This window comes from Neorhizobium sp. P12A (genome assembly GCF_008365395.1).
In the GTDB taxonomy this organism is placed as follows: domain Bacteria; phylum Pseudomonadota; class Alphaproteobacteria; order Rhizobiales; family Rhizobiaceae; genus Rhizobium.
The window spans coordinates 134,327-160,329 of sequence record NZ_QOVX01000002.1 but is presented as its reverse complement, the minus strand read 5'-3'; the positions used below and the strand labels follow the sequence as shown (position 1 = coordinate 160,329).

The window sequence follows — 26,003 nt, the reverse complement described above, 5'->3', positions numbered from 1 at the left end:
CGGAGTCATGATACCTTTGGGACTCCTGATCCGCCTTAGCCGTGACAAGCGCGGCATCGGAGCAATCGAATTCGCCATTCTCGCTCCCGTATTGCTGCTGCTCTATCTCGGCGCGCTGGAAATCACGGTCGCGCTGAGCGTTGCCAAGCGTACAAGTCGCGCCTCCGGTACGATCGCCGATATCGTGACGCAGCAAAGCAGCGTCACCAAATCCTTTCTTGCGACCATGCCGTCGGCGGCCAGCGCAATCTTTGCACCCTTCGGCACGACGGGCATGACCATGAAGATCACCGGCATCACGATCGACAGCAGTTCCAAGGCAACGGTGGCGTGGTCGTGGGCGCAGAACGGGACCACGCCTTACAGTGCGGGCAGTGCCGCGTCTGGCGTCCCCACGGACATGAACACGGCGGGTTCGTTTCTCGTTCGCACGGAACTATCCATTCCGTATCAGATGCTGAGTTTCGGCCCCGATTTCCTGCCGTCAGGGACCAATACGATTACGATCTCCAGGGAATATTTTTATCGGCAACGCACCGGACAATCGATCCCGTGCAGCGACTGCTGAGGCGGCTACCTCCTTCACCTGCCCGAACATGAAAATTGCAAAGCCTCTTACCTCGATATATGGGTGAGGGTTAAAGCGCATGGAGGCGGCTGCCGGCCGGCAGTCGGCGCTCTCAATCTCGTATCGGGTGGATAATGGCACGCGCGTTTCTCTTCGTTCTCGACTCCTTCGGCGTCGGCGGTGCTCCGGATGCCGTGGATTATGGTGACGAGGGTGCCGACACGCTTGGGCATATCGCCGAATTCTGCGCCGCAGGGGCCGCAGACCGCGCCGGCTTGCGCGAAGGCCCCCTGGCACTGCCCAATCTGTCGACCCTCGGCCTGATGCAGATTGCGAAAGCGGCCACCGGCGCCTATCCGGCGGGAATGCCAATGCCGGAAAGGCTTTATGGTCTCTATGGCTGCGCCAACGAAGTCTCGCGAGGCAAAGACACGCCTTCCGGGCACTGGGAGATATCAGGAACGCCCGTCATGTTCGACTGGGGCTATTTTTCGTCCGAGGGCGATGCCTTCCCGCCTGACCTTGTCGAGGCGATCTGCAAGGCTGCGGAGATACCGGGCATCCTCGGCAACTGTCACGCATCCGGCACCGATATCATCGCCAGATACGGCGAGGAACATATCCGTACCGGCAAGCCGATCTGCTATACGTCGACGGACTCCGTCTTCCAGATCGCGGCCCACGAAACCCATTTCGGCCTCGAGCGGCTGATCAAGCTCTGCGAAACCGTCCGCACTCTGCTCGATCCCTACAATATCGGCCGCGTCATTGCCCGACCCTTCGTCGGCGAGACGCGAGCCACTTTCGCAAGGACCGGCAATCGTCGTGATTTTTCGGTGCTGCCGCCGGAACCAACCTTGCTCGACCGGCTTGTTGCGGCCGAGCGAACGGTCCATGCGGTCGGCAAGATCGGCGATATCTTTGCACACCAGGGTGTCTCCAAGGTGATCAAGGCCAATGGCAACATGGCGCTGATGGACGCGACGCTCGAGGCAATGGACAATGCGGCGGACGGCGATCTCGTTTTTACCAATTTCGTCGATTTCGACATGGTCTACGGCCACCGCCGCGACGTTGCGGGATATGCGGCAGCACTCGAAGCCTTCGATGCGCGGTTGCCGGAAGTCCATCGCAAGCTCAAGGCCGGAGATCTCGTCATCCTGACCGCCGACCATGGTTGCGATCCGACATGGCGCGGCACCGACCATACGCGTGAACGCGTGCCGATCATCGCCTACGGGCCGGGAATTCGATCGCGGGCCATCGGCGTTCGTTCCACCTATGCCGATATAGGCGAAACCATTGCATTTCATCTGGGGATTGCGGCCGGGCCGCATGGAAGGAGCTTTCTGTGACATCGCATCTGAAGAAGGTCGAGCTGCATTGCCATCTGGAAGGTGCGGCTCCGCCTGCTTTGACGGAGAGCCAGGCGCGTAAATACGGCGTCGACACCACGAGCTTCATGCGCGACGGCGTCTATCTCTGGAATGATTTCGCGGAATTCCTGGTCAGCTACGACAAGGTATCGGAAGTTTATCGCACGGAAGAGGACTACGCCCTTCTGACCGAGACCTATCTCGAAGAACTGGCATCCATTGGCACGATCTATAGCGAGCTGATCGTCTCTCCCGATCATGGGGAGCGCATCGGTCTCGGCGCTGACGCCTATATGGCCGGCGTCTCCGCGGGCATTTTGTCGGCAAAAGAGAAGACCGGTATCGAAGCGCGGCTGATCGTGACCGGCGAGCGCCATTTCGGGCCGGAACGCGTCATCAAAGCAGCCGAATATGCCGCCAAAAGCGACAATCCGCTGATCACCGGGTTTAACATGGCGGGCGAAGAGCGCATGGGTCGCGTGGCCGACTATGCACGCGCCTTCGATGTCGCGCGCGAGGCCGGCCTCGGGATTACCATCCACGCCGGCGAAGTGTGCGGTGCGTTCAGCGTCGCTGACGCGGTGGATCTCGTCAAACCGGCGCGCATCGGCCATGGCGTTCGCGCGATCGAGGATAGCGAATTGGTCAAGCGGCTCGCCGATCTCGGAACCGTGCTGGAAGTCTGCCCCGGTTCCAATATTGCGCTCAAGGTCTTCCCCGATTTCGCCTCGCATCCGTTGCGCAGGCTGAAGGAAGCCGGGGTGCGGGTTACGATCAGCTCGGACGACCCGCCATTCTTCCACACCTCGCTGAAGCGCGAATACGAACTGGCCTCGGAGGCATTCGGCTTCAGCGATACAGAAATCAACGAGATGACACGCACCGGCATCGAGGCCGCCTTCGTCGATGAAGCGACACGGAAGGCGCTGCTTGCCAAAATATGAGAGATTCCGCCTCGGATTGGGGATGGCTTGGCGCTAAAATCGCCTCCTCTCTTGCAGCGGGATCGATTTCGGTGAAAGAAACATCTGATATCAGGAAATTATCGGAAGGCTGAAACCATGGACGGCGTCACTGTCATCGATCATCCCCTTGTGCAGCACAAGCTCACCATCATGCGCCGCAAGGAAACATCGACGGGTAGCTTTCGTCGCCTGCTGAGGGAAATCTCGACGCTTCTCTGCTACGAGGTGACGCGCGATCTCGAACTGACCATGGAAACGATCGAGACACCCCTGCAGGAAATGGAATCCCCTATCCTTGAAGGCAAGAAGCTGGTCTTCGCCTCGATCTTGCGCGCCGGAAACGGGCTTCTGGAAGGCATGCTCGATCTCGTGCCCTCGGCGCGTGTTTCCCACATCGGCGTCTATCGCGATCACGAGACGCTGCAGCCGGTCGAATATTACTTCAAGGCGCCCGAGGACATTTCGGAGCGCCTGATCATCGTCGTCGATCCGATGCTGGCGACGGGCAACTCCTCCATCGCGGCAATCGACAAGCTCAAGGAGCGCGGCGCTCACAATATCCGCTTCCTGTGCCTGCTGGCAGCACCTGAAGGCATCAAGCATTTTCGCGACGCCCATCCTGATGTTCCGGTCTATACCGCTGCCATCGACAGCCATCTCAACGAGAAGGGCTACATCGTTCCCGGCCTCGGCGATGCCGGCGACCGCATGTACGGTACGAAGTAACTTCAGCCTTTCTTAACTACTTCACAAATTTAAAGCCCGGCGACATCAAACGCCGGGCTTTTTCTTTCCTCGTTCTTAGCAACTTGTCAGCAAACAAGAGGTAAAGGTTGCGATATGAAGCACGCCTCGCATGAAGCCGGGGTTTATACGGGAAGGATTCTTGTTGATGCTCATTCGTATGCTGGTTTTCGCCGGGGTGGTCGCGGCGATCGCAACCCAAGTGCCGTCTCTCTTCGAGACGAGCGGCTCCGCCGACATTTCTCCCAAACCCGTCTTGAACGTTGCGCTATCGCAGCAGCCGATCGTGGTCGATGCCCATGGCAATGTCCGGCTGAAGGCCGACACGCAGGGCCACTACAATGGCGACTTCAAGATCAACGGCAAACCCGTCCAGGGGCTTATCGATACCGGCGCAACCTATGTGGCGCTGAACGAGACGACCGCAAGGCATCTGGGTTTCAGCGGCAATGCTCTCGACTATCGCTATTCCGTCAACACGGCCAACGGCGCCACGAAGGCCGCCTACGTCAAGCTTGACCGCATGGAGATCGGCTCCATCAAGGTCAACGATATCGACGCGCTCGTGCTGAAGGACGAGGCGCTGAGTTCCACGCTGATCGGGGTCAGCTTCCTCAAGAAGCTCAATTCATACAGCGTCGAGGATGGTTCGCTCCACCTCGTGCAGTAGCGTTTACAGTCTCGCCACGATGACAGGCGGCAAATCAGGCGCATCATCGGAAATCCGATAGCTGTCCAGAAGACCAGCCGCAGCCCTTTCTGCAGCATCCTCATCCGCCGCATGCACGGTCGCGATGGGGTTGCCTGCTGTCACCTTCGTTCCGAGCGGCAGAAGATCGCTGAAACCGACACGGTGGTCGATGCTGTCCTGCGGGCGGCGGCGACCGCCGCCAAGGTCGATGACGGCAATGCCGGTCGCGCGAGCGTCGCATGCGGCGAGCCAGCCGTCGACAGGTGCGTACACCGCCTTTTGAACGGGGGCCTTCTGGAGATATCTGTCGGGCTGCTCCAAAAGATCGGCCGGCCCTCCCAGGCCGTGAACCATTCTGCCGAAGGCTTCCGCCGCTCTGCCTGAGGTCAAAGCCTGACGAGCCGCGATCTCTCCTTCCTCGAGCGACGCCACGAGTTTCGACTGAACAAGCATCTCGGCAGCGAAGGCCAGGACCACGGTTTCGAGGCGCGTATCCGCCTTGCGGCCAGCCAGAAAATCCAGACAGCTTCGCAATTCCACGACATTTCCGGCTGCATCCGCCAGGGGCTCGTTCATGTCGGTGATGAGCGCCGATGTCCGCACCCCCGCCCCGTTGGCAACTTCGACCAGCGAGCGGGCAAGCGTCTCGGCCTCGTCCTTTGACGTCATGAAGGCGCCGTTTCCGATCTTAACGTCGAGTACGAGCGTCTCAAGGCCGGCGGCCAGCTTCTTCGAGAGGATGGAAGCGGTAATCAAAGGAACGGAATCGACGGTCGCGGTCACGTCTCGCACCGCGTAAAGCCTGCCGTCCGCGGGTGCCAGACTGCCGGTCTGGCCGATGATGGCGCAACCCGCCTGCTCGACGACCTTGCGGAAAAGCGCCGCATCAGGCGTAATCGTATAGCCGGGAATGGATTCCAGCTTGTCCAGCGTGCCGCCGGTATGGCCAAGTCCCCTGCCCGATATCATCGGCACGGCAAGGCCGCAGGCGGCCGCGATCGGCGCGAGCATCAGCGAAACATTGTCGCCGACACCGCCCGTGGAATGCTTGTCGGCGATCGGCCGGTCGAGGCCCGACCACGAGAGCGTGTCGCCGGAGTGTGCCATCGCAAGGGTCAGCGCCACCGTCTCTTCCGGAGTCATTCCGCGGAACCAGACGGCCATGGCAAAAGCACCGATCTGGCCCTCGGAGAGCTCGCCCCGGGCAAGCGCATCGATGAAAACATAGATGTCGGCGGCGGAAAGAGTTCCGCCGTTCCGCTTCTGCCGGATAATCTCCTGCGGAATCATGTCAGTAGCTGGCCGCAGCCACCTTTGCCGGCTCGCCGCCGCTCAGCACGACGAGGATGTCATCGAGCAGACCGGACGCACCAAAGCGGAAGGTCGACGGCATCGCCCAATCCGGCGCCATGATGGTTTCGGCAAGGCTCAGGTAAAGTGCCGCATCCGCAACGGAGCCAATGCCGCCCGCCGGCTTGAAGCCGATCTTCCGGCCGCTTTCGCGGACCGCCCGCAGCATGACGTCCGCTGCCTCCAGAGTCGCGTTTACGGCAACCTTGCCGGTCGATGTCTTGATGAAATCGGCGCCTGCGGCAATGGCGAGTTCCGAAGCACGCTTGATCAGCGCCACATCCTTCAGCTCGCCGGTCTCCAGAATGACCTTGAGCAAGGTCGATCCGGTGCATTCGGCGCGCACGGCGGCAACCATGTCGGTGACGGCCTGCTCATTGCCAACCATCAACGCGCGGTAAGGAATGACGAGATCGATCTCGTCGGCGCCGTCAGCAATCGCCTCACGGGTTTCTGCGGCAACGTCAGCGACCTCCATATCGCCGGCGGGGAAATTCACCACCGTTGCGATCTTCACCGGATGGTCGGCACCGAGAATGCCGCGGGCCTGGGCCACGAAACGCGGCCAGATGCAAATAGCGGCGCTATGGCCGAAAGGAGTTTGGGCGCGGGCGCAGAGCGTGACGATCTGCGCGTCCGTGCAATCGTCCTTGAGATTGGTCAGGTCAAGCAGGGAAAGTGCTACCGCCGCCGTCTCCCTTATCGAATGGTTTGCCATTGTTCGCTTCCTCCATCCGCAATCATTTTTTTCAGAATCGCGGCCAGACGGGCGCCACCGACGGGCGCCATGTCTTTTGTTTCTTCGTGGGTCAATTCGTTGCCGGTCATACCCGCCCCATAATTGGTGATCACGGAGGCCGCCGCAACCCTCAAGCCGAAAAGACGCGCAAGAACGACCTCGGGCACGGTCGACATGCCGACGGCATCGGCGCCGAGAATGCGGGCCATCCGGATTTCCGCCGGCGTCTCGAAGCTTGGCCCGGAAAACCACATATAGACGCCGTGGAAAAGGCCGATGCCTGCAGTTTCGGCGGCGCGCCGCATCGCCATCGACATTTCACCGTCATAGGCGTTGGTCATGCCGACGAAGCGATTATCGCTGTGCTCGCCGATCAGCGGGTTCATGCCGGAATAGTTGATGTGATCGGTGATCTGCATGACCGACCCGGGTGGCATCTCCTCGCGGAGGGAACCTGCGGAATTCGTCAGGATCAGCTTCTCCACCCCGAGACCTTTCAGGGTCTCGATCGGGATACGCATGGCGTTCGCATCGCCCTGCTCATAGTAGTGAACGCGGCCTGACAGCATGATAACCGGCACATCGCCAAGCCGTCCGGCAACGAGTTCGCCGGCATGGCCGGAAACCGCGCTGACCGGGAAATCCGGCAGTTCCGCATAGGGAATACGGACGGCATCGGCCAGTTCGGCAACGAGTGAGCCAAGACCCGAACCGAGCACGATGCCGTGGCGCGGTGACAGCGGGCCGAGCCTCTCGGTGAGCAGGTCGACGGCGTCGGTCATCCCAGTATCTCGGTTTCGAAGCTGAAGGGCAGAAGCTCTTCCATGGACATGGTCTTCTTCACACCAGTCTCGTCGCAGAGATAGATCTTGGTGCCCTTGCTGGCGAACTCGGCGATCTTCTGCCGGCAGCCGCCACAGGGCGGGCAGAGCGGCAGCTTTTCGGCAATCACGGCCATTTCGACGATCTTCTTCGCTCCGCCCATGATCATATGGCTGATCGCAGTCGGCTCGGCGCACCAGCCCTGCGGGAAGGACAGGTTCTCGATGTTGGCGCCGGCATAGATCTTGCCGTCCTCGGCGCGGATAGCCGCGCCGACCGGGAATTTCGAATAGGGCGCATGGGCAAAAGCCATCGCGTCACGGGCGGCTTCGAAAAGATCATGCGACATGGATCAGCGCTCCTTCACATAGGGGACGCCACCGGCCTTCGGCGGATTGGCAACGCCAATGAAACCGGCCAGCAGAATGCAGGTAAGAATATAGGGCAGCGCCTGGAAAATCTGCACCGGCACTTCGCCGATGAACGGAACCTCCTTGCCCTGCATGAAGTTCGCGAAGGCATCGAGGAAACCGAAGAGCAGGCAGGTGAACATGACAGGCACCGGCTTCCACTTGGCAAAGATCAGCGCGGCAAGCGCGATATAGCCCTTGCCGGCCGACATGTTGTTGATGAAGGCCGCCGACTGGGCAATCGCCAGATAGGTGCCAGAGAAACCGCAGAGGATACCCGCGCAGATCAGCGAGCGGTAACGCAGCCACTCAACTGAAATACCGGCCGTATCGACCGCACCCGGATTTTCGCCGACGGCGCGCAGTCGCAGGCCAAAGCGCGTGCGATAGAGGATCCACCAGCTGATCGGCACCGCGATAAAGGCGAGATAGGTCAGAATATTGTTGCCGGATATGACGTTGGCATAGAGCGGCCCGATGATCGGCACGCCCCGCAATGCATCGGCACCCGGCAATACGATCGAGCCGAAACGCGCGGTTGCGGGAAGCGTCGGCGTTCGACCGCCCTGCCCGAACCAGGAGTTTCCAAGCACGATCGTTAGACCAGCCGTCAGGAAGTTGATCGCAACGCCCGATACGATCTGGTTACCGCGATTGGTGATGGAGGCAAAGCCGTGCAGCAGGCCGAACAACACCGAAATGAGAATACCGGCGAGCAGGCCAAGCCAGGGCGAGCCTGTCACCGAGGCAACACAGGCCGCAGCGAAGGCGGATGCCAGCATCTTCCCTTCGAGACCGATGTCGAAAATGCCCGCCCGCTCGGAGAACAAACCGGCAAGAGCGGTGAAGATCAGCGGGATCGAGAGGCGGATCGTCGAGCCCAGGATACTGATGAGGGTGTCGTAATATTCCATTGTCCGATCCTCAGGCTCTCGCGAATTTCTGATAGGCACGCACCATGGCTGGTCGGAACATATATTCCAGCGCACCGGCAAAGAGGATGACAAGCCCCTGGATCACCACGATCATGTCACGGGTGATGTCTGGCATGTCAAAAGAGAGTGCATCGCCGCCCTGATACAGGATCCCGAACAGGATAGCCGCCAGGATGATGCCGAACGGATGGTTTCTGCCCATCAGTGACACCGCAATGCCAACAAAGCCCGCACCGAGCACGAATTCAACCTGCAGGCGTGCAGAAGCACCCATGACGGGGTTGAGCGCCATCATGCCCGCAAGGCCGCCTGATATCAGCATGGCAATAATGACCGTGCGCGCATAGGGAATGCCGGCATAAACGGCAGCGGTCTGGCTAAGGCCGAGGGTACGCATCTCGTAACCGAGCTTGGTCCTCCAGACGAGGAACCAGACCAGAACGCACATGACGAGTGCGATCAGGAAGGAAACGTTGAGCGGGGCGGCACCGATCGTCGAGCCGAACATGGCGATCAGCCAGTCCAGTTTCGGCAGCTGCCCGCCTTCGAGGAAGGTGCGGGTTTCCGGCGCCATCTTGCCGGGCACGATCAGCACATGCACCAGAATGAAGTTCATCATCGCCGAGGCGATGAAATTGAACATGATTGTCGTAATGACGATATGGCTGCCGCGCTTGGCCTGCAGCCATGCCGGAATCAGAGCCCAGAGTGCGCCGAATACCGCGGAGCCGATGACCGCGAAGGGCATCGTCACATACCAGGGCACATATTTGTCGAGCGTCAGCGCCGCAAGCGCGCAGCCGAGGCCGCCGACATAGGCCTGCCCTTCCGAGCCGATATTGAACAGGCCGGCATGGATAGCAACGGCGACCGAAAGGCCGGTGAAGATGAAGCTCGTCGCATAGAAAAGCGTAAAGCCGATGCCTTCGCCGTTGCCGAGCGCGCCCTGCAGCAGAAGCACCAGCGCGTCCAGCGGATTCTCGCCGATCAGCCAGACCACAAGACCGGAAATCAGGAAGGCGACGATGATATTGATGACAGGGATCAAGCCATAGCTGATCCAATTGGGAAGCGGTACGGAAGCAGTGCTCATCGGGGCCTCATGCGGCAATGCCGGCCATCATCAGGCCGAGGGTCTGTTCACCGGCATCAGCCGTCTTTTCGCCGACCACATGACCGGCGAACATTACGAGGATACGGTCCGAAAGCGCACGAATCTCATCCAATTCCACCGATACAAGCAGGATCGCCTTGCCGGCGTCGCGCATGTCGATGACACGACGATGGATGAATTCGATGGCGCCGATATCGACGCCGCGCGTCGGCTGGCCGATCAGCAGCATCTTCGGGTCGCGCTCGATCTCACGCGCGACGACGATCTTCTGCTGGTTGCCGCCGGAGAAATTGGCGGTCTTCAGCTGCGCATTCGGCGGACGGATGTCGTATTTCTCGATCTTTTCGATCGCATCCTTTTTGATGGCCTCGAGATCAAGCAGGCCGCCACGGCCGTATTTCTGGTCGCGGTGATAGCCGAGGATCGAATTCTCGTATTCCTCGAACTTCAGGACGAGGCCCATATGGTGCCGGTCTTCCGGGATATGGCCAAGGCCAAGTTCGCGCAGCCTCGCCGGGTCCGCTTTGTCGATAGATTTGCCGTCGAGGAAGATTTCGCCCGAGGTCGGCTTGCGGATGCCTGATATCGCCTCAAGTAGCTCCGACTGACCATTGCCGGCAACGCCGGCAATGCCGACGATTTCGCCGGCGCGAACATCGAAGGAAACATTGTCGACCATGGTCACGCCGCGGCCGTCCTTGACCGTCAGATTGCGAACGGAGAGAACAACGTCGCCGGGATTGGCCTCGCCCTTTTCGACGCGCAGCAGAACGCGCCGGCCCACCATCAGCTCGGCGAGCTCTTCGACTGTCGTCTCCGATGTCTTGCGGGTGGCCACCATCTCGCCGCGGCGCATGACGGACACCGTATCGGTGATAGCCATGATCTCACGCAGCTTATGGGTAATCAGTAGAACGGTTTTGCCCTGGTCGCGCAGAACGCCAAGGATGCGAAACAGGTGATCGGCTTCGGCAGGCGTCAGCACGCCGGTCGGCTCGTCCAGGATCAGGATCTCCGCGCCGCGATACATGGCCTTGAGGATTTCGACACGCTGCTGCAGACCGACGGGAAGCTCCTCGATCAATGCATCCGGATTGACCTCGAGGCCGTAATCCGTTTCCAGCCTTTTCAGCTCGGCCCTTGCCGAGGCCACGCCCTTGGCAAGGAGTGCGCCACCCTCGGCGCCGAGCATGACGTTTTCAAGCACTGTGAAATTGTCGACGAGCATGAAATGCTGGTGCACCATGCCGATGCCGGCGCTGATCGCGGCCTGGCTATCGCGGATCGTGATGGGGCTGCCATTGACGCGGATCTCGCCGCTGTCGGCTTGATAGAAACCGTAGATAATCGACATCAGCGTCGATTTGCCGGCACCATTTTCGCCGATGATTCCGTGGATCGAGCCCTTGGAAACAGTCAGGTTAATATCTTTATTGGCGTGGACCGCACCGAATTTCTTATCGATGCCCACGAGTTCGATAGCAGGGGCTTGGCTCACTTACACGGCTCCCAAAAAGCGGAATTCCGGATATGAAAAGGGCGTAGACGATACAATACCGTCATACGCCCTCGTTTCATATCAGCTCTTCGGGCAGGCGTTGTCGGTCGTGTAGTCGTGAACCTTCACAGTGCCGGAAATGATGTCGGCGCGCGCCTTGTCGACGGCGGCCTGCATGTCGGGCGTGATCAGCGACTTGTTGTTGTCGTCGATCGCAGCGTCTACGCCCTGTTCCTTCAGGCCGAGTTCCTGGGTGCCGGGAGTGAACTTGCCGTCCTTGGCATCCATGAAGGCATTGTAGACTGCGAGGTCGACGCGCTTGACGACCGAGGTCAGAACCGAGCCCGGATGCAGGTAGTTCTGGTTCGAGTCGACGCCGACGGAGAGCTTCTTGTTGTCGGCTGCCGTCTGGAGAACGCCAAGGCCGGTCGCGCCTGCAGCTGCGTAGACCACGTCGGCACCCTGGTCGATCTGGTTCTTGGTGAGTTCGCCGCCGCGAACCGGATCGTTCCAGGCTGCGCCCGTCGTGCCGGTCATGTTCTGGAAGACTTCGATCTTCGGGTTGGCGGCGCGGGCGCCGAGTTCATAACCACATTCGAACTTGCGGATCAGCGGAATGTCCATGCCGCCGACGAAGCCGATCTTGCCGGTCTTGGAGGCCATCGCGGACATGACGCCGGCGAGGTAGGAGCCTTCGTTTTCCTTGAACTTGACCGACCGCACGTTGGGCAGATCGAGGCTGTCGTCGATCAGCACGAACTGGGTCTTCGGATATTCGGCAGCGACCTTCTGAAGAGCGGACGTCCATGCGAAGGACACAGCGATAACGGGATTGAAGCCCTTGCTTGCAAAGTTGCGCAGCGCCTGTTCGCCCTGGGTGTCACCCGTCGGCTCGAAGTCGCGATATGCAACGCCGGTTTCCTTCTTGAACTTCTCTGCGCCGTTATAGGCTGCTTCGTTGAAGGACTTGTCGAACTTGCCGCCAGTACCATAGACGATCGCCGGCTTGATGTCGGCCGCAAGCGCCGTTGCCGACATGGCAGCCAAGGCAAAGAGAGTCAGAAGGGATTTTTTCATGTGATGCAGCCCTGTTGTTGCTATTTGTTGGGTCCTCCCGCAAGCTCTTATCCGAGCGTGTCTGCGGTACCGCCAGCCTCCCCCGAGGCACGGCTTGGCGCGCATCCTTGCATGGCTGCACGAAAAATTCACGAGAAATTTTTCAGTTGGTAAAGATTTGTAGAGTCTGCCAAAAACCCGGCCAAATGGCCTTATTTTTGAACGTTTTAGCCGTCGATCTGCGTTTTTTATAGCCAGATAAACAGCTTAAAATGCCCAGATATGCAGTGGATTCCGACGCAGGACCGAGCGCGACAAGAGCCAGATACGCAGTTTTTGCAACCAATCCGACATCAAGCCGCAAAGCGGCCAGAAGCCGGCGGCTTCTTATAGGCGATCATCCAGAGAAGAAGGGAAATGGTGAGAAGAACTGCGAAAGCCGGCTGCGACATGACCCACTCGATGACCTGATTATAGAGGCTCGGATGAATGTAATAGGAGACGGCGGACTGAAGCGTTGTAAGCGCCGAAGGGCTCAAATCCTGCAAGGCATCCTGCATCGGCGTCATCACGACAGCAGACGCTGCCACTGACTGAATGGAATCGAGCGTGCCGGCAATGGTGGCTGCAACCAGTGCCACGAGACTCGCAAAACGGAGCAGGAAACGCATCGACCCTTCCTATACTCAAAACCGATCGGCAGGCGTTTGGAGGGAAGCCGCCAGCTATAAAACTCCGCCTGAAAAAATAGATAGGGCGTCAGCAGCATTCGCGCAACGGAGGTCTGATCGAGAGTTTTATACAGAGAAGTCAAAAAACTGTTAGACTCGGGTTGATCCGGCGAAATTCATCGGTATATATCGCGCCGTTCCGACGATTTGCCTCCAGACCGGATGTGAAGCGCAGATGGACAGGTGGCCGAGTGGTTTAAGGCGCACGCCTGGAACGCGTGTGTACGTGAAAGCGTACCGAGGGTTCGAATCCCTCCCTGTCCGCCATGATTTTTTCGAAGACATCCCGCCAGATTTAGCGACGCATCAGCCATTGCATCGAACCCAAGCTTTAAAACAAAATTAACCGCCATTGCCAGCTGTGGCTTGGCTGCGCGGGCCTTGTCTCTATTTCATCTTTGCAAGAGAAAGCTGATGGAGGACATGGTTTGCTTTCCTGGGAGAACAAGGGAGGCCCTGGCGTCCCCGCCGATGCCTGCGAGCGAAGCTTCCGCGAGATCAGCGCATCACGGCTTTTCGATGCGGTAAAGCATGTCGACGAGATGACGGTGTTTGAACAGCGGCGTCTGCTCAGACAGGCAGCCGATGAAATCTGGAAGACGCGAGAAGAGTTCGAATTCCACGACGGAAGGTTTTCCGAGGCGCCGAACGATCTCGCCAGCGAATTGAGGCTGATGGCCGAACATATTCTTCGAACGCCGCATCCCCTCGTTCGACTTGCATTCCAGGAGGCGGCAGTGGCGCTGCAGGAATTCGAATGCATCAATTCGAATGAGCCTGTCGCGCATTGAAACCGCCCGCGGATGCGCTATGACTTCCAGGCATGAATGCCAACGCCGGCTGCAGACAAAGCCTGCTGCCATTCCGTGCGTCCGGAGACCGACATGCCAATATCATCCGACGATCTCGATCCGCTGTATCTTGCAGAGGATTGGAAAAGTAACGGCCGCGATGTCGCGATTGCCACCGTTATCGACACCTGGGGATCGGCTCCCCGGCCTGCCGGCAGTCATCTGGTGGTCGATGCGGACGGCAATTTTGCAGGTTCCGTTTCGGGCGGCTGCGTCGAAGGCGCGGTCATTGCCGAAGCCATGGACGTCATCGCTTCGGGCAAGGCGAAAATGCTGGAGTTCGGCGTGGCCGACGAAACCGCCTGGAATGTCGGCCTGTCCTGCGGCGGGCGTATCCGTGTGTATGTGGAGCGGGTGAGCTGACCCACAGCGCTTCCCGATTTCGGAAAGCTGCCGGCAACCTGTCATTCACCCTGCCCATCACGTCTCTTTAACGGAACATCATTCGTGACCGCGCCGATTGCCGCGGAAATGTCGTCGGGCCCGTAGGGTTTGCGAATGAACGCCGAGGCAATATCCTGGTCGATGGACGGCGGCTCGTCCTGGCCCGTGGCAAAGATCACGCCGATATCGGGCCAGCGCTTTGCTATTTCGCGCGCAAGATCCATGCCCGTCAGTCCTTGAAATCCGAGATCGGTTATGACGACATCGATATCACCGCTCTCCAGATGACGGATTGCGTCGCTGACATTGGCGGCCTCCTCGACGCTGTGCCCGAGTTGCGACACCATCTCGAGGGTCGACATGCGTATCAACGCGTCGTCTTCGACGACAAGCACGGAGTGAGAGGGTCTTTTCGCCGGTTTGAGCGGAGAGTTGACAGCCCCCAACGTCTCCTCGACGAACTCGCGCTGCTTGCGATTGTTCAGCACGGCCCTGATCTTGCGGGCCAGAGCCTCCCGACTATAGGGCTTTGACAAGAGTTCGACACCGGGGTCCAGGCGCCCGCCATGAACGATCGCGTTTTCGGTGTAACCCGAGGTGAACAGAATGGCGAGGTTCGGCAGCCTCCGGCGGGCCTGACGCGCGAGTTCCGTGGTTTTCAGCGTACCGGGCATGACGATATCGGTAAAGAGAAGATCGACCGATACGCCGCTCTCGATGACGCTGAGCGCGCTGGCGGCATCCTTCGCTCTCAAAACGCCGTAGCCGAGCTCATGAAGAAGTTCGATGACCGTTGCCCGGACCTGCTCGTCATCCTCGGCAACCAAAATGGTCTCCGTGCCGCCAGTGACGGGACCGAAATCGGTCTCGCTGGCAGTATCCTCCCGCTGATGAACGCGCGGGAAATAGAGCTTGACCGTAGTTCCCTGCCCCACCTCGCTATAGATCTTGACGTGGCCGCCGGACTGCTTGACGAAACCATAGACCATGGACAGACCAAGGCCCGTGCCCTTGCCGACAGGCTTCGTCGAGAAAAAGGGGTCGAAGACCTTATCCACCACATCGGGCGGCATCCCAGACCCTGTATCGGTGATGGCGAGCATGACATATTGGCCAGCCAGGACTTCGTCGTGCTGCCGGGCGTAGTTGTCGTCGAGATAAGCGTTGCCGACCTCGATGGTGAGCTTGCCGCCGGCGTCCATTGCATCTCGCGCGTTGATCGCCAGATTGAGCAGCGCATTTTCCACCTGGGTCGGATCGACTAGCGCATTCCAGAGGCCGCCGGAGCGAACCGTCTCGATCTCGATCGACTCGCCGAGGGTTCTTCTCAGCATATCCTCAAAGCCGGATACCAACCGACCGATATTGACGACCCTTGGGTCGAGCGGCTGTCGCCGTCCGAAGGCTAAGAGCTGGCTTGCCAATTTCGATCCGCGGCTCACGCCCGCCAATGCGTTTTCGACGCGTCTTTGAGCCCTGGCATTGTCGGATACGTCCTGCGACAGGAGTTGAAGGTTGCCGGAGACCACCTGGAGCAGATTGTTGAAATCATGCGCCACGCCGCCGGTGAGTTGGCCGAGCGCTTCCATTTTCTGTGCCTGGCGGAGGGCTTCCTCCGCCTTGACGCGCTCGTTGAACTCGTCCGATACGCGCTGTTCGAGCGTGACATTCAGGGCTTGCAGCTTTTCCTCGGCCCGCCGGCGCTCCGCGAGTTCCCGTTCGGCCGCCCGAAACAGTCGCGCATTGTCCATGGCGATGGCGCCCTGACCGGCCGCGCCGACGATCAGTTCCTCATGCTCTGCCTTGAACATGGCAGGCAACCGATGCCCGAAGAAGAGGCCGCCTATGACTTCGCCCGAACTGGAGATTACCGGGGCAGCCAGATAGCTTCTGACGGGGAGATGCCCATTCGGCATTCCCTTACGGGGTTCGTTTTTTCCGTAGCGGGCATCCTGCAGAATATCGTCGGACCGAATGACGCCCTCGCCCTTGAAGGTCGGCTGGAAGACTGCCGTTGCCCGCGGCATTGGGAAATCAGCAAATTTTTCGCGTGGGACGCCGGACAACGCATAGAGCATGTAACGCTCGCCGTTTTCGTCCATTACATTGTAGAAAAATGCACCAAACTCGGCGCCTGTCATCTCCACGCCGGCGTCGGTGATCATTTGGACGACCTTCTCAAGGTCCAGCTCCGCGGCGAGATCGGCACCCAGCCTGTTCAAGACGCCGAGGATCCGCGTTTCCCGCCGAAGGGCGTTCTCCGCCCGCTTCTGCTCGGTTACGTCATTTCCCTGGATGAAGATGCCGACCGGCTTTCGATCCTCTCCCAGGACCGGCTGGAAGATGAAATCGACGAATATTTCAGCGACGCGACCGGGCTCTCTTTCCAGCAACACGCGGGAGGATTCACCGACAAACGGCTCGCCAGTGGAATAGACGCGGTCAAGCAATTGGCGAAAGCCCTGCTCGTTCAGTTCCGGCAGGGCTTCCAGCAGCGGATGATCCAAGATGTCGCGATTTCCGATGAGCCGCAGGTAGGCTTCATTTGCCATTTCAAACACGTGGTTGGGACCCACCGTCATGGCCATGAAACCCGGGGCCTGCTCGAACATGCGCGTCAATCGCTCGCGTTCGCCCCGCAGGCGCCGCTCCGCCTTGACCTTGGCCGTCGTCTCGACGACCACGGCGATGACACCCGCCGGCTTGCCCGCCTCGTCTATGACGGGCGAATAGTAGAGATCCATCCAGCCTGCTTCGGGCTTGCCCGTGCGGTTCAGAACGAGTTCCCGATCGGCGTAGTCGAGGGTGCCGCCGCTCAAGCCCACCTTCATCACGTTATCATTGAAATCGGCGACCTCGGGCCAGCCTTCCCGTACCTTCGACCCCAGCAGCCGCGGATGCCTTTCGCCAGCGAAGACGGAATAGGCATCATTGTAGATCATGATGCCTTCTTCGCCCCAGAGCGTGACGATCGGAACGGGCGACTGCAGGACGAGCGCTATCGTCGTCTTGAGGCTTTGCGGCCAGCGCTGGTGGGAACCAATCGAAGTGGAAGACCAATCAAAATCGGCGATCAGGCGGGCCAGTTCGCCGTCATGTGCCAAAAACGCAAATGCTTCTTGCATGAAACCCATCGATTCGGTCGCGGAACGGAAGGAACGTGGGTTAACTAGATTAGTGTTCCGCAACGGCTAGGGACTCGCCCGCGCTGCGACTGAAAAATATTACCATGACCCAATGCTCTGCGTCTGTCCCACAGGGTCGCCGCGAACGGTTCCGCTCACATTTCGCGCTCGGATTTCAGGCGATGGATCGACGTCAACAAGGCCGCGTATTGATAGGGCTTGGGGAGGAAAACCGCATTTGCCGGCAAGGCCATGGGATCAAGCTGCACGACACCTGACGTAATGATGATACCGATGTCAGGGCGGATGGCCCGGACCCTTTTCGCAAGCTGAATGCCATCCATGGATCCTGCCATGTTGACATCGGTAAACAGGATTTCGACGTCACGGCGGCTTTTCAGCAAAACCATGGCCTCATCGGCGTTGCCTGCTTCCAGCGCAACATGTCCGACACCTTCCAGAGCATCCAGCGTGCTGAAGCGAATGAGGGGCTCGTCTTCGACGATGAGGACGACGGACCTGTCGGTATTCATTTTCTCTCCTTTTGGGCGTTCGCTGCGGCCAAGGCGGCCTTGAAAGCAAGCGGTCTTACCCAACATCCCTATGGTCGGCGGAGTGCTATATATATTCGCGATTCCCAAAGGAAACCTCTTGTCGATCCGATCTTTTGGGAGGTTAATGATCTTGGCATGGGGGAAATTGATCGTGGAGGACTGCATTCCGCTTGGATAACTGACATCAACGCTGCTGGCCGAAATCGGTCATCGGAGGTGAAGCATGGTTTTCAATCGCGCTTTACCCGTGCTGGCATCCCTGCCCGCAATTGTTGGAGTCTGTTCCGAGCCTTCCATAGCCAGCGATATAAGCCGGCCTTTTCTCCAGGAAAGAGTGGCGACGCTCGCGCCCTTCGCTCATGTGCGCTTCTGCCTGTCCAATCCGGACCAATGCGTCAAAGGAAATGGTGCGTCGGTCATATTGATGACGCCTGAAATCGAGCAGCAGATCGAAACGGTCAACAGCTACGTCAATCAAGAGATAAGGCCTGAGCGAGATACATCGGCAGAGGAAGATTGGCGCATCGATGTATCCGCGGGCGATTGCAACGATTACGCGGTCACCAAGCGCAAGGACCTCATCGACCGCGGCTTTCCTATCCCCGCCCTTCGATTGGCTGTCGCGATGACGCCTCAGGGCATCGGGCACACGGTGCTCGTGGTGCGTACGACAAAGGGCGACCTCGTTCTGGATAACCGCACCGCGGACATCAAGACATGGAGCCAGACCGGCCTCAGGTGGCTCAAGATCGAATCCGCAACCGACCCGCATCTATGGTTCGCGCTCTAGAGCCTTTCCGGAACGAAAACGTCTCCTTATTCGTTATGAACCACCGGAACCAAAAACGTCATTGAAAAATTCGCGAGAATCCGCGGCCTTGTCGGAGGCGCGGCTTTTCGCGGAAGCGTAGCCGCTAGCACACGGCTGCGTTTCGAGCAGGGAGAAAATTATGCAAAGCAGACCGCGTGCAAAAATGCTTTCGCCGGCGGAGAAAATAAAAAAGGCGGAAGAGACCAAGCATGTAGCACAGGCAACCATCGACGCAGAAAAGAAGGCTCGCGATGAAAAGACCGCGCGGCTGCGTGCCCTTCGGCTTTCGAAGAGCAAGGAGGACTGATTTCCCGCTCTGTTCCGCGGCCCCGCTCAAGCATCGTCACCGCATTCATTATCCCAAAGACGCATCAGCCTTCACTTGCGTGTGACAGGAGCGCGCCATAAATGATGTCCGTCATTTTAATTGACGACGGCATCGATCACCACAGGAGATGTCGTAGAAAAACGCCACGTCAGGAGGACATCCGATGCCGTCCAAGCTCTTCTCGCCCCTGCAGTTCGGCCCCTATCAATTGACGCATCGGGTGGTCATGGCGCCGCTGACGCGCATGCGGGCCGCACAACCGGGCAACGTGCCCCACGCGCTCAACGCCGAATATTATGGGCAACGTGCAAGCAAGGGCGGCCTGATCATATCCGAAGGGTCGCAGATTTCGCCGAGCGGCCAAGGCATGCCGGCAACGCCGGGCATCCATTCTCCCGAACAGATCGCCGGCTGGAAGGCGATCACCGATGCCGTCCATGCAAAGGGTGGCATTATTTTTCTCCAGCTCTGGCATGTCGGACGGATCTCGCATTCCTCGCATCAGCCGGCGAGCGCCCTGCCGATCGCACCCTCTGCGATTGCCGCTGCCGGTGACGCCTTTACGGCCTCCTTCGAGCGTGTTCCCTTCGAAACGCCTCGGGCGTTGGAAACAGGCGAAATCCCCTCATTGATCGAGAGTTACCGGCATGCGGCAGCGAATGCCAAGCTCGCAGGCTTCGATGGCGTCGAGATTCACGGAGCGAACGGCTATCTGCTTGAGCAATTCCTACAGTCGCGCTCGAACCAGCGGACCGACCGTTATGGCGGCTCGATCGAAAATCGCACACGGCTCTTGATCGAGGTCGCCCAGGCCGTCTCCGAGGTCTGGGGAGCCGATCGAGTCGGCGTCCGCCTCTCGCCATTCGGCGTCGCAAACGATAGCGGCGAGGAGGATCCCTTGCCGCTCTATACGCACGCCATCAAGGAGCTGGCAAAACTCGGTCTTGCCTATCTGCATTTCATCGAGCCGCGCGCAAGCGGCGCCGGCCAGGCCGAAGTCGACCACAAGGATGTGCCGTCGGCTGCCGAACTCTTCCGGCCGCTCTGGCCGAACGTGCTGATTGCGGCCGGCAACTTCAAGCCGGATACGGCGGAAGGAGCGGTCGCGTCGGGCAATGCCGATGCCATTGGCTTCGGCCGGCTGTTCATCGCCAATCCCGATCTGCCGAAACGGCTCAAGAAGGGTGCCGAGCTCAATCCCTATTATCGCCCGACCTTCTATGGCGGTGGCGCTGAAGGCTACATCGATTATCCCACGCTGGACGCAAGGGAGGCTGCGGAATGAGCCGACCGAGCGCTATCGTGGTCGGCGTCGGCGCCGAGATGGGGCTGGGTGCTGCCCTCTGCCGACGCTTCGCCTCCGAGGGGTACCACGTCATCATTGCCGGCCGGACAGCCGAGAAGATCGAGAAGGTCGCGGCAACGATCACCGCCGACGGCGGCACTGCCGAGCCGGTTGCGGTGGACGCAGCGGATGAGGCAGCCGCCGTTCGCCTGTTCGATGATGCCTTTGCGGCAAGGGATGGCATTTCGCCGCCGGATCTCGTGGTCTTCAACGCCGGCATCAACCGCCCGATCGGCTTTCGCGATGTGACGGTCGAAGATTTCGAGGAATTCTGGCGCGTCTGCTGTCTGGGCGGTTTCATCGTCGGGCGGGAGGCGGCAAAGCATCTCGTCCCGCTCGGGCGCGGCACCGTCATCTTCACGGGGGCCTCCGCCAGCCTGCGTGGCAAGGCGGGCTTTGCGCAATTCGCGGCCGCCAAGGCCGGTCTTCGGATGATCAGCCAGAGCATGGCCCGCGAGTTCGGACCGCTCGGCATTCACGTGGCCCATACGATCATCGACGGCGGCATCGATGGCGAGAAATTGCGGTCAAGACGGGTTCTTCGCGAAGGTGACGCGGAAGGCCTGCTCAACATCGACGCCATCGCAGACAGCTACTGGCACATTCACCGCCAGCATCCGTCCGCCTGGACGCAGGAACTCGATCTGCGACCCTTCAAGGAAACTTTCTAGGGCCGGCGCAGTGCGCGCCGACCCCTGGCGTTCGTATCAGCCGGCCGGGAACGGGTTGCGTTCGCCAAAGCCGCGCTGGTGCCAATAGGGATAGGCAGGCGTTTTCTCGCTGGCCGCATCGAGGCGTGCGACCTGCTCTGCGGTCAGGTTCCAGCCGATCGCACCGAGATTGTCGCGCAGCTGGCCCTCATCGCGGGCGCCGATGATGATGCTCGACACCGTCGGCCTTTGCAGAAGCCAGTTCAAGGCGACCTGCGGGATGGTCTTGCCCGTCTCCTTGGCCACTTCATCGAGCGCATCGACGACGTTGTAGAGATATTCATCGTCCACCTGCGGACCGTTGTCGGCCGTCTTGTGCAGGCGGCTTACTTCGGGCAGAGGCTGGCCACGGCGGATCTTGCCTGTCAGGCGACCCCAGCCGAGCGGGCTCCAGACCACGGCGCCGACCTTCTGGTCGACGGCAAGCGGCATCAGTTCCCATTCGTAATCGCGGCCGATCAGCGAATAATAGGCCTGGTGGGCGACATAGCGCGGCAGGTTGTAGCGATCGGCGACCGCCAGCGACTTCATCAGGTGCCAGCCGGAGAAATTCGAGCAGCCGACGTAGCGGATCTTGCCAGCACGGACGAGATCGTCGAGCGCCGACAGCGTCTCCTCGATCGGTGTCATGGCATCGAAGCCATGCAGTTGGAAGAGATCGATATGGTCGGTCTGCAGCCGCTTCAGCGCCTTTTCGCAGGATTCGATGAGGTGGAAGCGGGAGGAGCCGACATCGTTCGGGCCATCGCCGGAGCGAAAGGTGGCCTTGGTGGAGATCAGGACCTTGTCACGCCGTCCCTTGATCGCCTCGCCGAGCACTTCTTCGGCAACGCCGCCGGAATAGACATCAGCGCTGTCGAAGAAATTGAGACCGGCGTCAAGGCAGATATCGATCAGGCGGCTGGCTTCCTTGACATCGGTCGCGCCCCAGGCGCCGAAGAACTCGCCCTTTCCACCGAATGTACCTGTTCCGAAGCTGAGTACTGGCACGCGAAGGCCCGAGCCTCCGAGGTAGCGATAATCCATGATACGTCCTCCAATAATAAAATAGCTCTTGTGAATAAATGCGCCGAAGACGGCCGGAAGGACCATAGGGCGCGGCTCGATGTATGAATGCCTGCACTTCGGTTCAACGATGAGGCATCCGACAACAGTCAGGATGCAGCCTTGCCGGAAGGCGTTGCCAAAGCCACCCGAAAGACTATCGTCAGCTTTAACCGAATTCTGTCCAGGGGCGAAATATATGACTGATCGGCTGAAGGGAAAGATCGCAATCATATCGGGCGGCGCGACTGGAATGGGCGGTGCCGCGTCGCGCCTGTTTGCGGCAGAAGGGGCGCGCGTCGCCATCATCGACCGCAATGCGCAAGCGTCTGCCGAAACGGTCGCTGAGATCCGCAAGGCCGGCGGCATCGCGGAATATTGGGTCGCCGATGTCTCGGACGAAGATGCCGTCAACACAGCCGTCAAAGGCGTCGAGGAGCATTTCGGGCCTGTCACGGTGCTTTTCAATCATGCCGGAACGATCGTCATCAAGCCGTTCCTCGAAACGACGCTTGAGGAATGGGAATGGCTGCATGCGGTCAACGTCCGCTCGATGTTTCTGATGACGCGCGCCGTGCTGCCGCAGATGTTGGCCTCCGGCGGCGGCTCGATCGTCTGCACCTCGTCGATTTCGGCGGTTGCGGCGACGCCGATGGAAGTACTCTACGATACGACCAAGGGCGCCGTTCACATGTTTGCCCGCGCTATCGCCGTCGAGTTCCGTGACCGCAACATTCGCTGCAATGCCGTCTGCCCCGGCTTCATCCGCACACCGCACGGCCTGAAGGAAGTCGCCGAATTGCAGGCACTGGGCGTGGATGTCTCGGATGCGGCAATCGCGGCGCAGCAAGGCAGGATCGGCGAGCCCGAGGATGTCGCGCGGGCAGCCCTCTATCTGGCGAGTGATGAATCCAACTTTGTCAACGGCGCGCATCTTTTCGTCGACAACGGCTTCACCGCCATCTGACGGCTTCGGTCAGACCAAAACGGCCTGGTCGACGCGATCCTCGGCGCCGAAGAATTTCAGGTAACGCTCGACCTCATCAGGCTCGCCCGTCGCCTTCTGCGGATTGTCGGAGAGCTTGACGGCCGGACGGCCGTCGGCATCCGTCACCTTGCAGACGATCGAAATCGGGTTCAGGCCCTGGATGTCAGTGGGAGCGCAGCCGGCAAAATCATTGGTCAGGTTAGTGCCCCAGCCGAAACCCATGCGCGCGCGACCGTCGAAGTGCTTGTAGGTGTCGATGATCGCGTCGACATCGAGGCCGTCGGAGAAGATCAGGAGCTTCTGCCGGGGATCGCGGCCCATCTTCTTCCACCAGGCAATGATTTTCTCGCCGCCCTCTATCGGCGGAGCGCTGTCGGGACGGAAGCCCGTCCAGTCGGCAACCCATTCCGGCGCATCGCGCAGGAATGAGGCCGTACCGAAAGCATCGGGCAGCACGATCAGCAGATTGCCACCATAGAGCCGGTTCCAGTCGCGCAGGACCTTGTAGGGTGCATTGCGCAGCTCTTCGTCGGTACGGGCAAGTGCTGCGGCGACCATCGGCAGCTCATGCGCATTGGTGCCTACGGCTTCGAGATCGGAATCCATAGCAAGCAATACATTGCTGGTGCCGGTAAAACCCTGGCCGACGCCTTCCTTCAGCGCTTCCACACACCAGCGCTGCCACAGGAAGCTATGGCGACGGCGGGTGCCGAAGTCAGAGATGCGAAGCTTCGGCAATTCCCGCAGCCGCTCGACCTTTTCCCACATCTTGGCCTTGGCGCGGGCGTAGAGAACATCGAGGGTAAACGGGCCAAGCGCCTTGAGCGCAGCGCGCGAGCGCAGTTCGTTGATGATGGCGAGCGCCGGGATCTCCCACATGGTCGTCTCTTTCCACGACCCGCGAAACTCCAGGATATACTGGCCATCCCGCTTGGAAAGTTCGTATTCGGGGAGCTGGAAAGTCGACAGCCAGGCGAGGAACTCAGGCTCGAAAATCTGGGCGCGGCCATAGAAACTGTTACCCGCCAGCCAGATCATTTCCTTCTTCGAGAGGCGCAGCGTGCGGGCATGATCCAGCTGTTCGCGCAATTCCCTTTCGTCGATGACCTCGGCAAGCCTCACGCTCTTCGTACGGTTGATGACGGAGAAAGTCGCATCGACATCTGGATAGAGCTTCCAGATCATCTGTAACATCAGCAGCTTGTAGAAATCCGTATCGATCAGGCTGCGGATGATCGGATCGAGCTTCCAGGTGTGATTGTAGACACGGGTGGCGATATCCGTCTTGGTCATGCTGTTCCTGCCCCGTCTTCCAACCCGACGCCGCGTGCGCTGCCCAAGGGAAGACCGGCAGCGTGGTGCATTCCTACTCTTATCAAAAAATGTTGAGCGAAAGTCCAGTCATCGCAAGAAAATTGATACAAAATAAAACGCCCTGCTACCAGGCGGACGTAGGGCTTTACTGTCTTTGATCTTCGGCGTCTATTACTTGTGCTGGGCATCGACCTCCGCCGGTGTTTCAGGCGTCTTGTTCGGCAGCGTATTCGGCGTAACCTGGCCCTGAGCCGACGGCTGCGGAGCGGCCTTTTTCGCCGCGTGGCTGCTCCAGATCTCAACCGGCACCCAGACGATGAAAGCAAGGACCAGAGCCGTTATCAGAACCGTCAGCACGCGGCGGCCTGTGCGGCCTTGCTTTGCCTTGGTAGCCGGCAGTTCCTGTTCACTGTGCAGCCGATTGTCGACCTTTTCCCATTCGGTATGGGTTTCCATCTGCTGTGCCACTGTTGCCTCCTTGGATCTGCAAAAGGCAGGCAAAGACCCGCCATTCAGAAGCGTTCCTTTTGGAAACGACCCGATCTGGCGAAAGTTCCGATGCTTTTCGGCGGCTGAAATGCGGGTCAGTAGCCCGTGGCGCGGTCCACGACATGCTGCAACACTTCGCCCCGCTCGTAGCGGGCGATCTGCGTTTCGACATGGCGAAACAGCGCGTTCACATCCGAGGCCGCAGCCGCATGCGGCGTGATGATGACGTTATCCATGATCCATAGCGGGCTATCTGCCGGCAGCGGCTCGACCTCGAAGACGTCGAGCGATGCCGCTCCGAGCAGACCGTTCTCAAGGGCTGCCACCAGCTCACGCTGGTTCTGGCTCTTGCCGCGGCCGGCATTGATGAAAACAGGTTTTCCGAGCGCTCCGCCCTGGCGCAGCTTGGAAAATAGCTTGCGATCAAAAATTTCCGTCGTTTCAGCGGTCAACGGAAGCAGGCCGACCAAGATGTCGGTTTTGGCGAGAAACGTATCGAGTTGCCCGGCATCATATGTCTCTGTCCCGTCGATCACCTTGTGACGCCGCGACCAGCCGATGACGTTGAAGCCCATCACCTTCAGCTTCGCCACGGCATCCAGGCCGAGAATGCCGAGCCCCATGACGCCGATCGTGACCTCCTTCGCTTCCGGCTGGACGCGTTCATTCCAGACGCGGTCACGCGCCTGCTTTTCATAGGCTTTGACCTGGCGCAGGTGCGTCAGGCATTGCAGAACAATCCACTCGCTCATCCGCGTCGTCAGGCTATGATCGACGAAGCGAACGACCGGGATGTCAGGCAGTCCCTTGCTCGTCATGACGTGATCGACGCCGGCGCCACCCGAAAACACCACCTTCAGGTTCGGTGCACGAGCAAAGAGATCCGCATGCGGCTTCCAGATGACGGCATAGTCCAGGCCGGACAGATCACGATCCCCGTTTGCGGGATCGGCCAGATCAATGCTGCCGCGATCGGGGAATGCGGTCTTCAAAGCGTACGTGATCGCCTCAGGATCGAATTTGAGGTCGATGAGAACGGGGGGCTTGGTCGGCATGGGGCT

General features: G+C 59.7%; 27 protein-coding genes and 1 tRNA gene. 13 read left to right on the top strand and 15 right to left on the bottom strand.

The window, feature by feature from the left end:
• The first annotated feature begins 7 nt into the window (after nucleotides 1-7).
• From DTW90_RS06755 to DTW90_RS06735, 5 genes are all read left to right on the top strand, one after another.
• Nucleotides 8-568: a TadE/TadG family type IV pilus assembly protein gene (locus DTW90_RS06755; protein WP_132520105.1), complete on the top strand. Its 561-nt coding sequence runs from the start codon at nucleotides 8-10 to the stop codon at nucleotides 566-568.
• Between the two features lie 134 nt (nucleotides 569-702).
• Nucleotides 703-1,923, top strand: a complete 1,221-nt coding sequence (locus DTW90_RS06750) for a phosphopentomutase (protein WP_149337257.1) — start codon at nucleotides 703-705, stop codon at nucleotides 1,921-1,923.
• Nucleotides 1,920-2,888, top strand: a complete 969-nt coding sequence (locus DTW90_RS06745; RefSeq protein WP_149337255.1) for an adenosine deaminase — start codon at nucleotides 1,920-1,922, stop codon at nucleotides 2,886-2,888. The genes DTW90_RS06750 and DTW90_RS06745 overlap by 4 nt, the downstream gene beginning before the upstream one ends.
• A gap of 117 nt (nucleotides 2,889-3,005) precedes the next feature.
• Nucleotides 3,006-3,635 carry a uracil phosphoribosyltransferase gene (gene upp, locus DTW90_RS06740; RefSeq protein ID WP_149337253.1) on the top strand — a complete coding sequence of 210 codons (630 nt, stop codon included), beginning with the start codon at nucleotides 3,006-3,008 and terminating at the stop codon, nucleotides 3,633-3,635.
• Between the two features lie 130 nt (nucleotides 3,636-3,765).
• On the top strand, nucleotides 3,766-4,323 hold the full coding sequence (locus DTW90_RS06735) for a TIGR02281 family clan AA aspartic protease (RefSeq protein WP_188079893.1): 558 nt from the start codon (nucleotides 3,766-3,768) through the stop codon (nucleotides 4,321-4,323).
• A gap of 3 nt (nucleotides 4,324-4,326) precedes the next feature.
• On the opposite strand, the gene deoA is transcribed toward DTW90_RS06735, so the two are convergent.
• The 9 genes from deoA to DTW90_RS06690 form a co-directional block, all read right to left on the bottom strand.
• Complete coding sequence (deoA, locus tag DTW90_RS06730; RefSeq protein WP_149337249.1) at nucleotides 4,327-5,634, bottom strand: thymidine phosphorylase; 1,308 nt, start codon at nucleotides 5,632-5,634, stop codon at nucleotides 4,327-4,329.
• A gap of 1 nt (nucleotide 5,635) precedes the next feature.
• The gene (gene deoC / locus DTW90_RS06725; RefSeq protein ID WP_149337247.1) at nucleotides 5,636-6,412 is read right to left on the bottom strand and encodes a deoxyribose-phosphate aldolase; all 777 of its coding nucleotides are present in this window, start codon (nucleotides 6,410-6,412) and stop codon (nucleotides 5,636-5,638) included.
• Entirely contained in the window at nucleotides 6,394-7,215 is an 822-nt protein-coding gene (locus DTW90_RS06720; RefSeq protein WP_149337245.1) for a purine-nucleoside phosphorylase, read from the bottom strand. The genes deoC and DTW90_RS06720 overlap by 19 nt, the downstream gene beginning before the upstream one ends.
• Nucleotides 7,212-7,604, bottom strand: coding sequence for a cytidine deaminase (locus tag DTW90_RS06715; protein WP_132520081.1), 393 nt, complete (start codon nucleotides 7,602-7,604; stop codon nucleotides 7,212-7,214). The genes DTW90_RS06720 and DTW90_RS06715 overlap by 4 nt, the downstream gene beginning before the upstream one ends.
• Before the next feature lie 3 nt (nucleotides 7,605-7,607).
• Entirely contained in the window at nucleotides 7,608-8,579 is a 972-nt protein-coding gene (locus DTW90_RS06710; protein WP_149337243.1) for an ABC transporter permease, read from the bottom strand.
• A gap of 10 nt (nucleotides 8,580-8,589) precedes the next feature.
• Nucleotides 8,590-9,693, bottom strand: coding sequence for an ABC transporter permease (locus DTW90_RS06705; protein ID WP_132520075.1), 1,104 nt, complete (start codon nucleotides 9,691-9,693; stop codon nucleotides 8,590-8,592).
• A 7-nt stretch (nucleotides 9,694-9,700) separates the two neighbouring features.
• Nucleotides 9,701-11,212, bottom strand: a complete 1,512-nt coding sequence (locus DTW90_RS06700; protein WP_149337241.1) for an ABC transporter ATP-binding protein — start codon at nucleotides 11,210-11,212, stop codon at nucleotides 9,701-9,703.
• 81 nt (nucleotides 11,213-11,293) lie between these two features.
• Nucleotides 11,294-12,289 carry a BMP family ABC transporter substrate-binding protein gene (locus DTW90_RS06695; protein WP_132520069.1) on the bottom strand — a complete coding sequence of 332 codons (996 nt, stop codon included), beginning with the start codon at nucleotides 12,287-12,289 and terminating at the stop codon, nucleotides 11,294-11,296.
• 332 nt (nucleotides 12,290-12,621) lie between these two features.
• Nucleotides 12,622-12,939: a hypothetical protein gene (locus DTW90_RS06690; protein WP_132520066.1), complete on the bottom strand. Its 318-nt coding sequence runs from the start codon at nucleotides 12,937-12,939 to the stop codon at nucleotides 12,622-12,624.
• A gap of 237 nt (nucleotides 12,940-13,176) precedes the next feature.
• Between DTW90_RS06690 and DTW90_RS06685 the strand changes: the two genes are divergently transcribed.
• The 3 genes from DTW90_RS06685 to DTW90_RS06675 all read left to right on the top strand — a co-directional run bounded on the left by DTW90_RS06685 (nucleotide 13,177) and on the right by DTW90_RS06675 (nucleotide 14,213).
• Nucleotides 13,177-13,266: transfer RNA gene (locus DTW90_RS06685), tRNA-Ser, on the top strand.
• Between the two features lie 161 nt (nucleotides 13,267-13,427).
• A complete protein-coding gene (locus DTW90_RS06680) occupies nucleotides 13,428-13,790 on the top strand; it encodes a hypothetical protein (RefSeq protein WP_149337239.1) in 363 nt (120 codons plus the stop codon).
• Nucleotides 13,791-13,883: 93 nt separating this feature from the next.
• On the top strand, nucleotides 13,884-14,213 hold the full coding sequence (locus DTW90_RS06675; protein ID WP_132520060.1) for an XdhC family protein: 330 nt from the start codon (nucleotides 13,884-13,886) through the stop codon (nucleotides 14,211-14,213).
• Between the two features lie 41 nt (nucleotides 14,214-14,254).
• Here DTW90_RS06675 and DTW90_RS06670 read toward each other — a convergent pair whose 3' ends face one another.
• Both DTW90_RS06670 and DTW90_RS06665 read right to left on the bottom strand, forming a co-directional pair.
• The gene (locus tag DTW90_RS06670; protein WP_132520057.1) at nucleotides 14,255-17,359 is read right to left on the bottom strand and encodes a response regulator; all 3,105 of its coding nucleotides are present in this window, start codon (nucleotides 17,357-17,359) and stop codon (nucleotides 14,255-14,257) included.
• Between the two features lie 155 nt (nucleotides 17,360-17,514).
• Nucleotides 17,515-17,892 carry a response regulator gene (locus DTW90_RS06665; RefSeq protein ID WP_132520054.1) on the bottom strand — a complete coding sequence of 126 codons (378 nt, stop codon included), beginning with the start codon at nucleotides 17,890-17,892 and terminating at the stop codon, nucleotides 17,515-17,517.
• Between the two features lie 355 nt (nucleotides 17,893-18,247).
• Here DTW90_RS06665 and DTW90_RS06660 point away from each other — a divergent pair, with 355 nt between their 5' ends.
• From DTW90_RS06660 to DTW90_RS06650, 4 genes are all read left to right on the top strand, one after another.
• Entirely contained in the window at nucleotides 18,248-18,703 is a 456-nt protein-coding gene (locus tag DTW90_RS06660; RefSeq protein WP_165927776.1) for a transglutaminase-like cysteine peptidase, read from the top strand.
• Between the two features lie 160 nt (nucleotides 18,704-18,863).
• Nucleotides 18,864-19,031: a hypothetical protein gene (locus DTW90_RS37005; RefSeq protein WP_165927775.1), complete on the top strand. Its 168-nt coding sequence runs from the start codon at nucleotides 18,864-18,866 to the stop codon at nucleotides 19,029-19,031.
• 184 nt (nucleotides 19,032-19,215) lie between these two features.
• A complete protein-coding gene (locus DTW90_RS06655; RefSeq protein WP_132520048.1) occupies nucleotides 19,216-20,337 on the top strand; it encodes an alkene reductase in 1,122 nt (373 codons plus the stop codon).
• Nucleotides 20,334-21,068, top strand: coding sequence for an SDR family NAD(P)-dependent oxidoreductase (locus DTW90_RS06650; RefSeq protein WP_132520045.1), 735 nt, complete (start codon nucleotides 20,334-20,336; stop codon nucleotides 21,066-21,068). Before DTW90_RS06655 ends, DTW90_RS06650 begins: the two co-directional genes overlap by 4 nt.
• Nucleotides 21,069-21,104: 36 nt before the next feature.
• On the opposite strand, the gene DTW90_RS06645 is transcribed toward DTW90_RS06650, so the two are convergent.
• The gene (locus tag DTW90_RS06645; protein WP_149337237.1) at nucleotides 21,105-22,133 is read right to left on the bottom strand and encodes an aldo/keto reductase; all 1,029 of its coding nucleotides are present in this window, start codon (nucleotides 22,131-22,133) and stop codon (nucleotides 21,105-21,107) included.
• Nucleotides 22,134-22,350: 217 nt separating this feature from the next.
• Between DTW90_RS06645 and DTW90_RS06640 the strand changes: the two genes are divergently transcribed.
• Nucleotides 22,351-23,118, top strand: a complete 768-nt coding sequence (locus tag DTW90_RS06640; RefSeq protein ID WP_149337235.1) for an SDR family oxidoreductase — start codon at nucleotides 22,351-22,353, stop codon at nucleotides 23,116-23,118.
• A 9-nt stretch (nucleotides 23,119-23,127) separates the two neighbouring features.
• On the opposite strand, the gene pncB is transcribed toward DTW90_RS06640, so the two are convergent.
• From pncB to DTW90_RS06625, 3 genes are all read right to left on the bottom strand, one after another.
• Nucleotides 23,128-24,432, bottom strand: a complete 1,305-nt coding sequence (gene pncB / locus DTW90_RS06635; protein WP_149337233.1) for a nicotinate phosphoribosyltransferase — start codon at nucleotides 24,430-24,432, stop codon at nucleotides 23,128-23,130.
• 192 nt (nucleotides 24,433-24,624) lie between these two features.
• Entirely contained in the window at nucleotides 24,625-24,909 is a 285-nt protein-coding gene (locus tag DTW90_RS06630; protein ID WP_149338364.1) for a hypothetical protein, read from the bottom strand.
• A gap of 128 nt (nucleotides 24,910-25,037) precedes the next feature.
• Nucleotides 25,038-25,997, bottom strand: a complete 960-nt coding sequence (locus DTW90_RS06625) for a glyoxylate/hydroxypyruvate reductase A (protein ID WP_149337231.1) — start codon at nucleotides 25,995-25,997, stop codon at nucleotides 25,038-25,040.
• Nucleotides 25,998-26,003 lie beyond the last annotated feature (6 nt).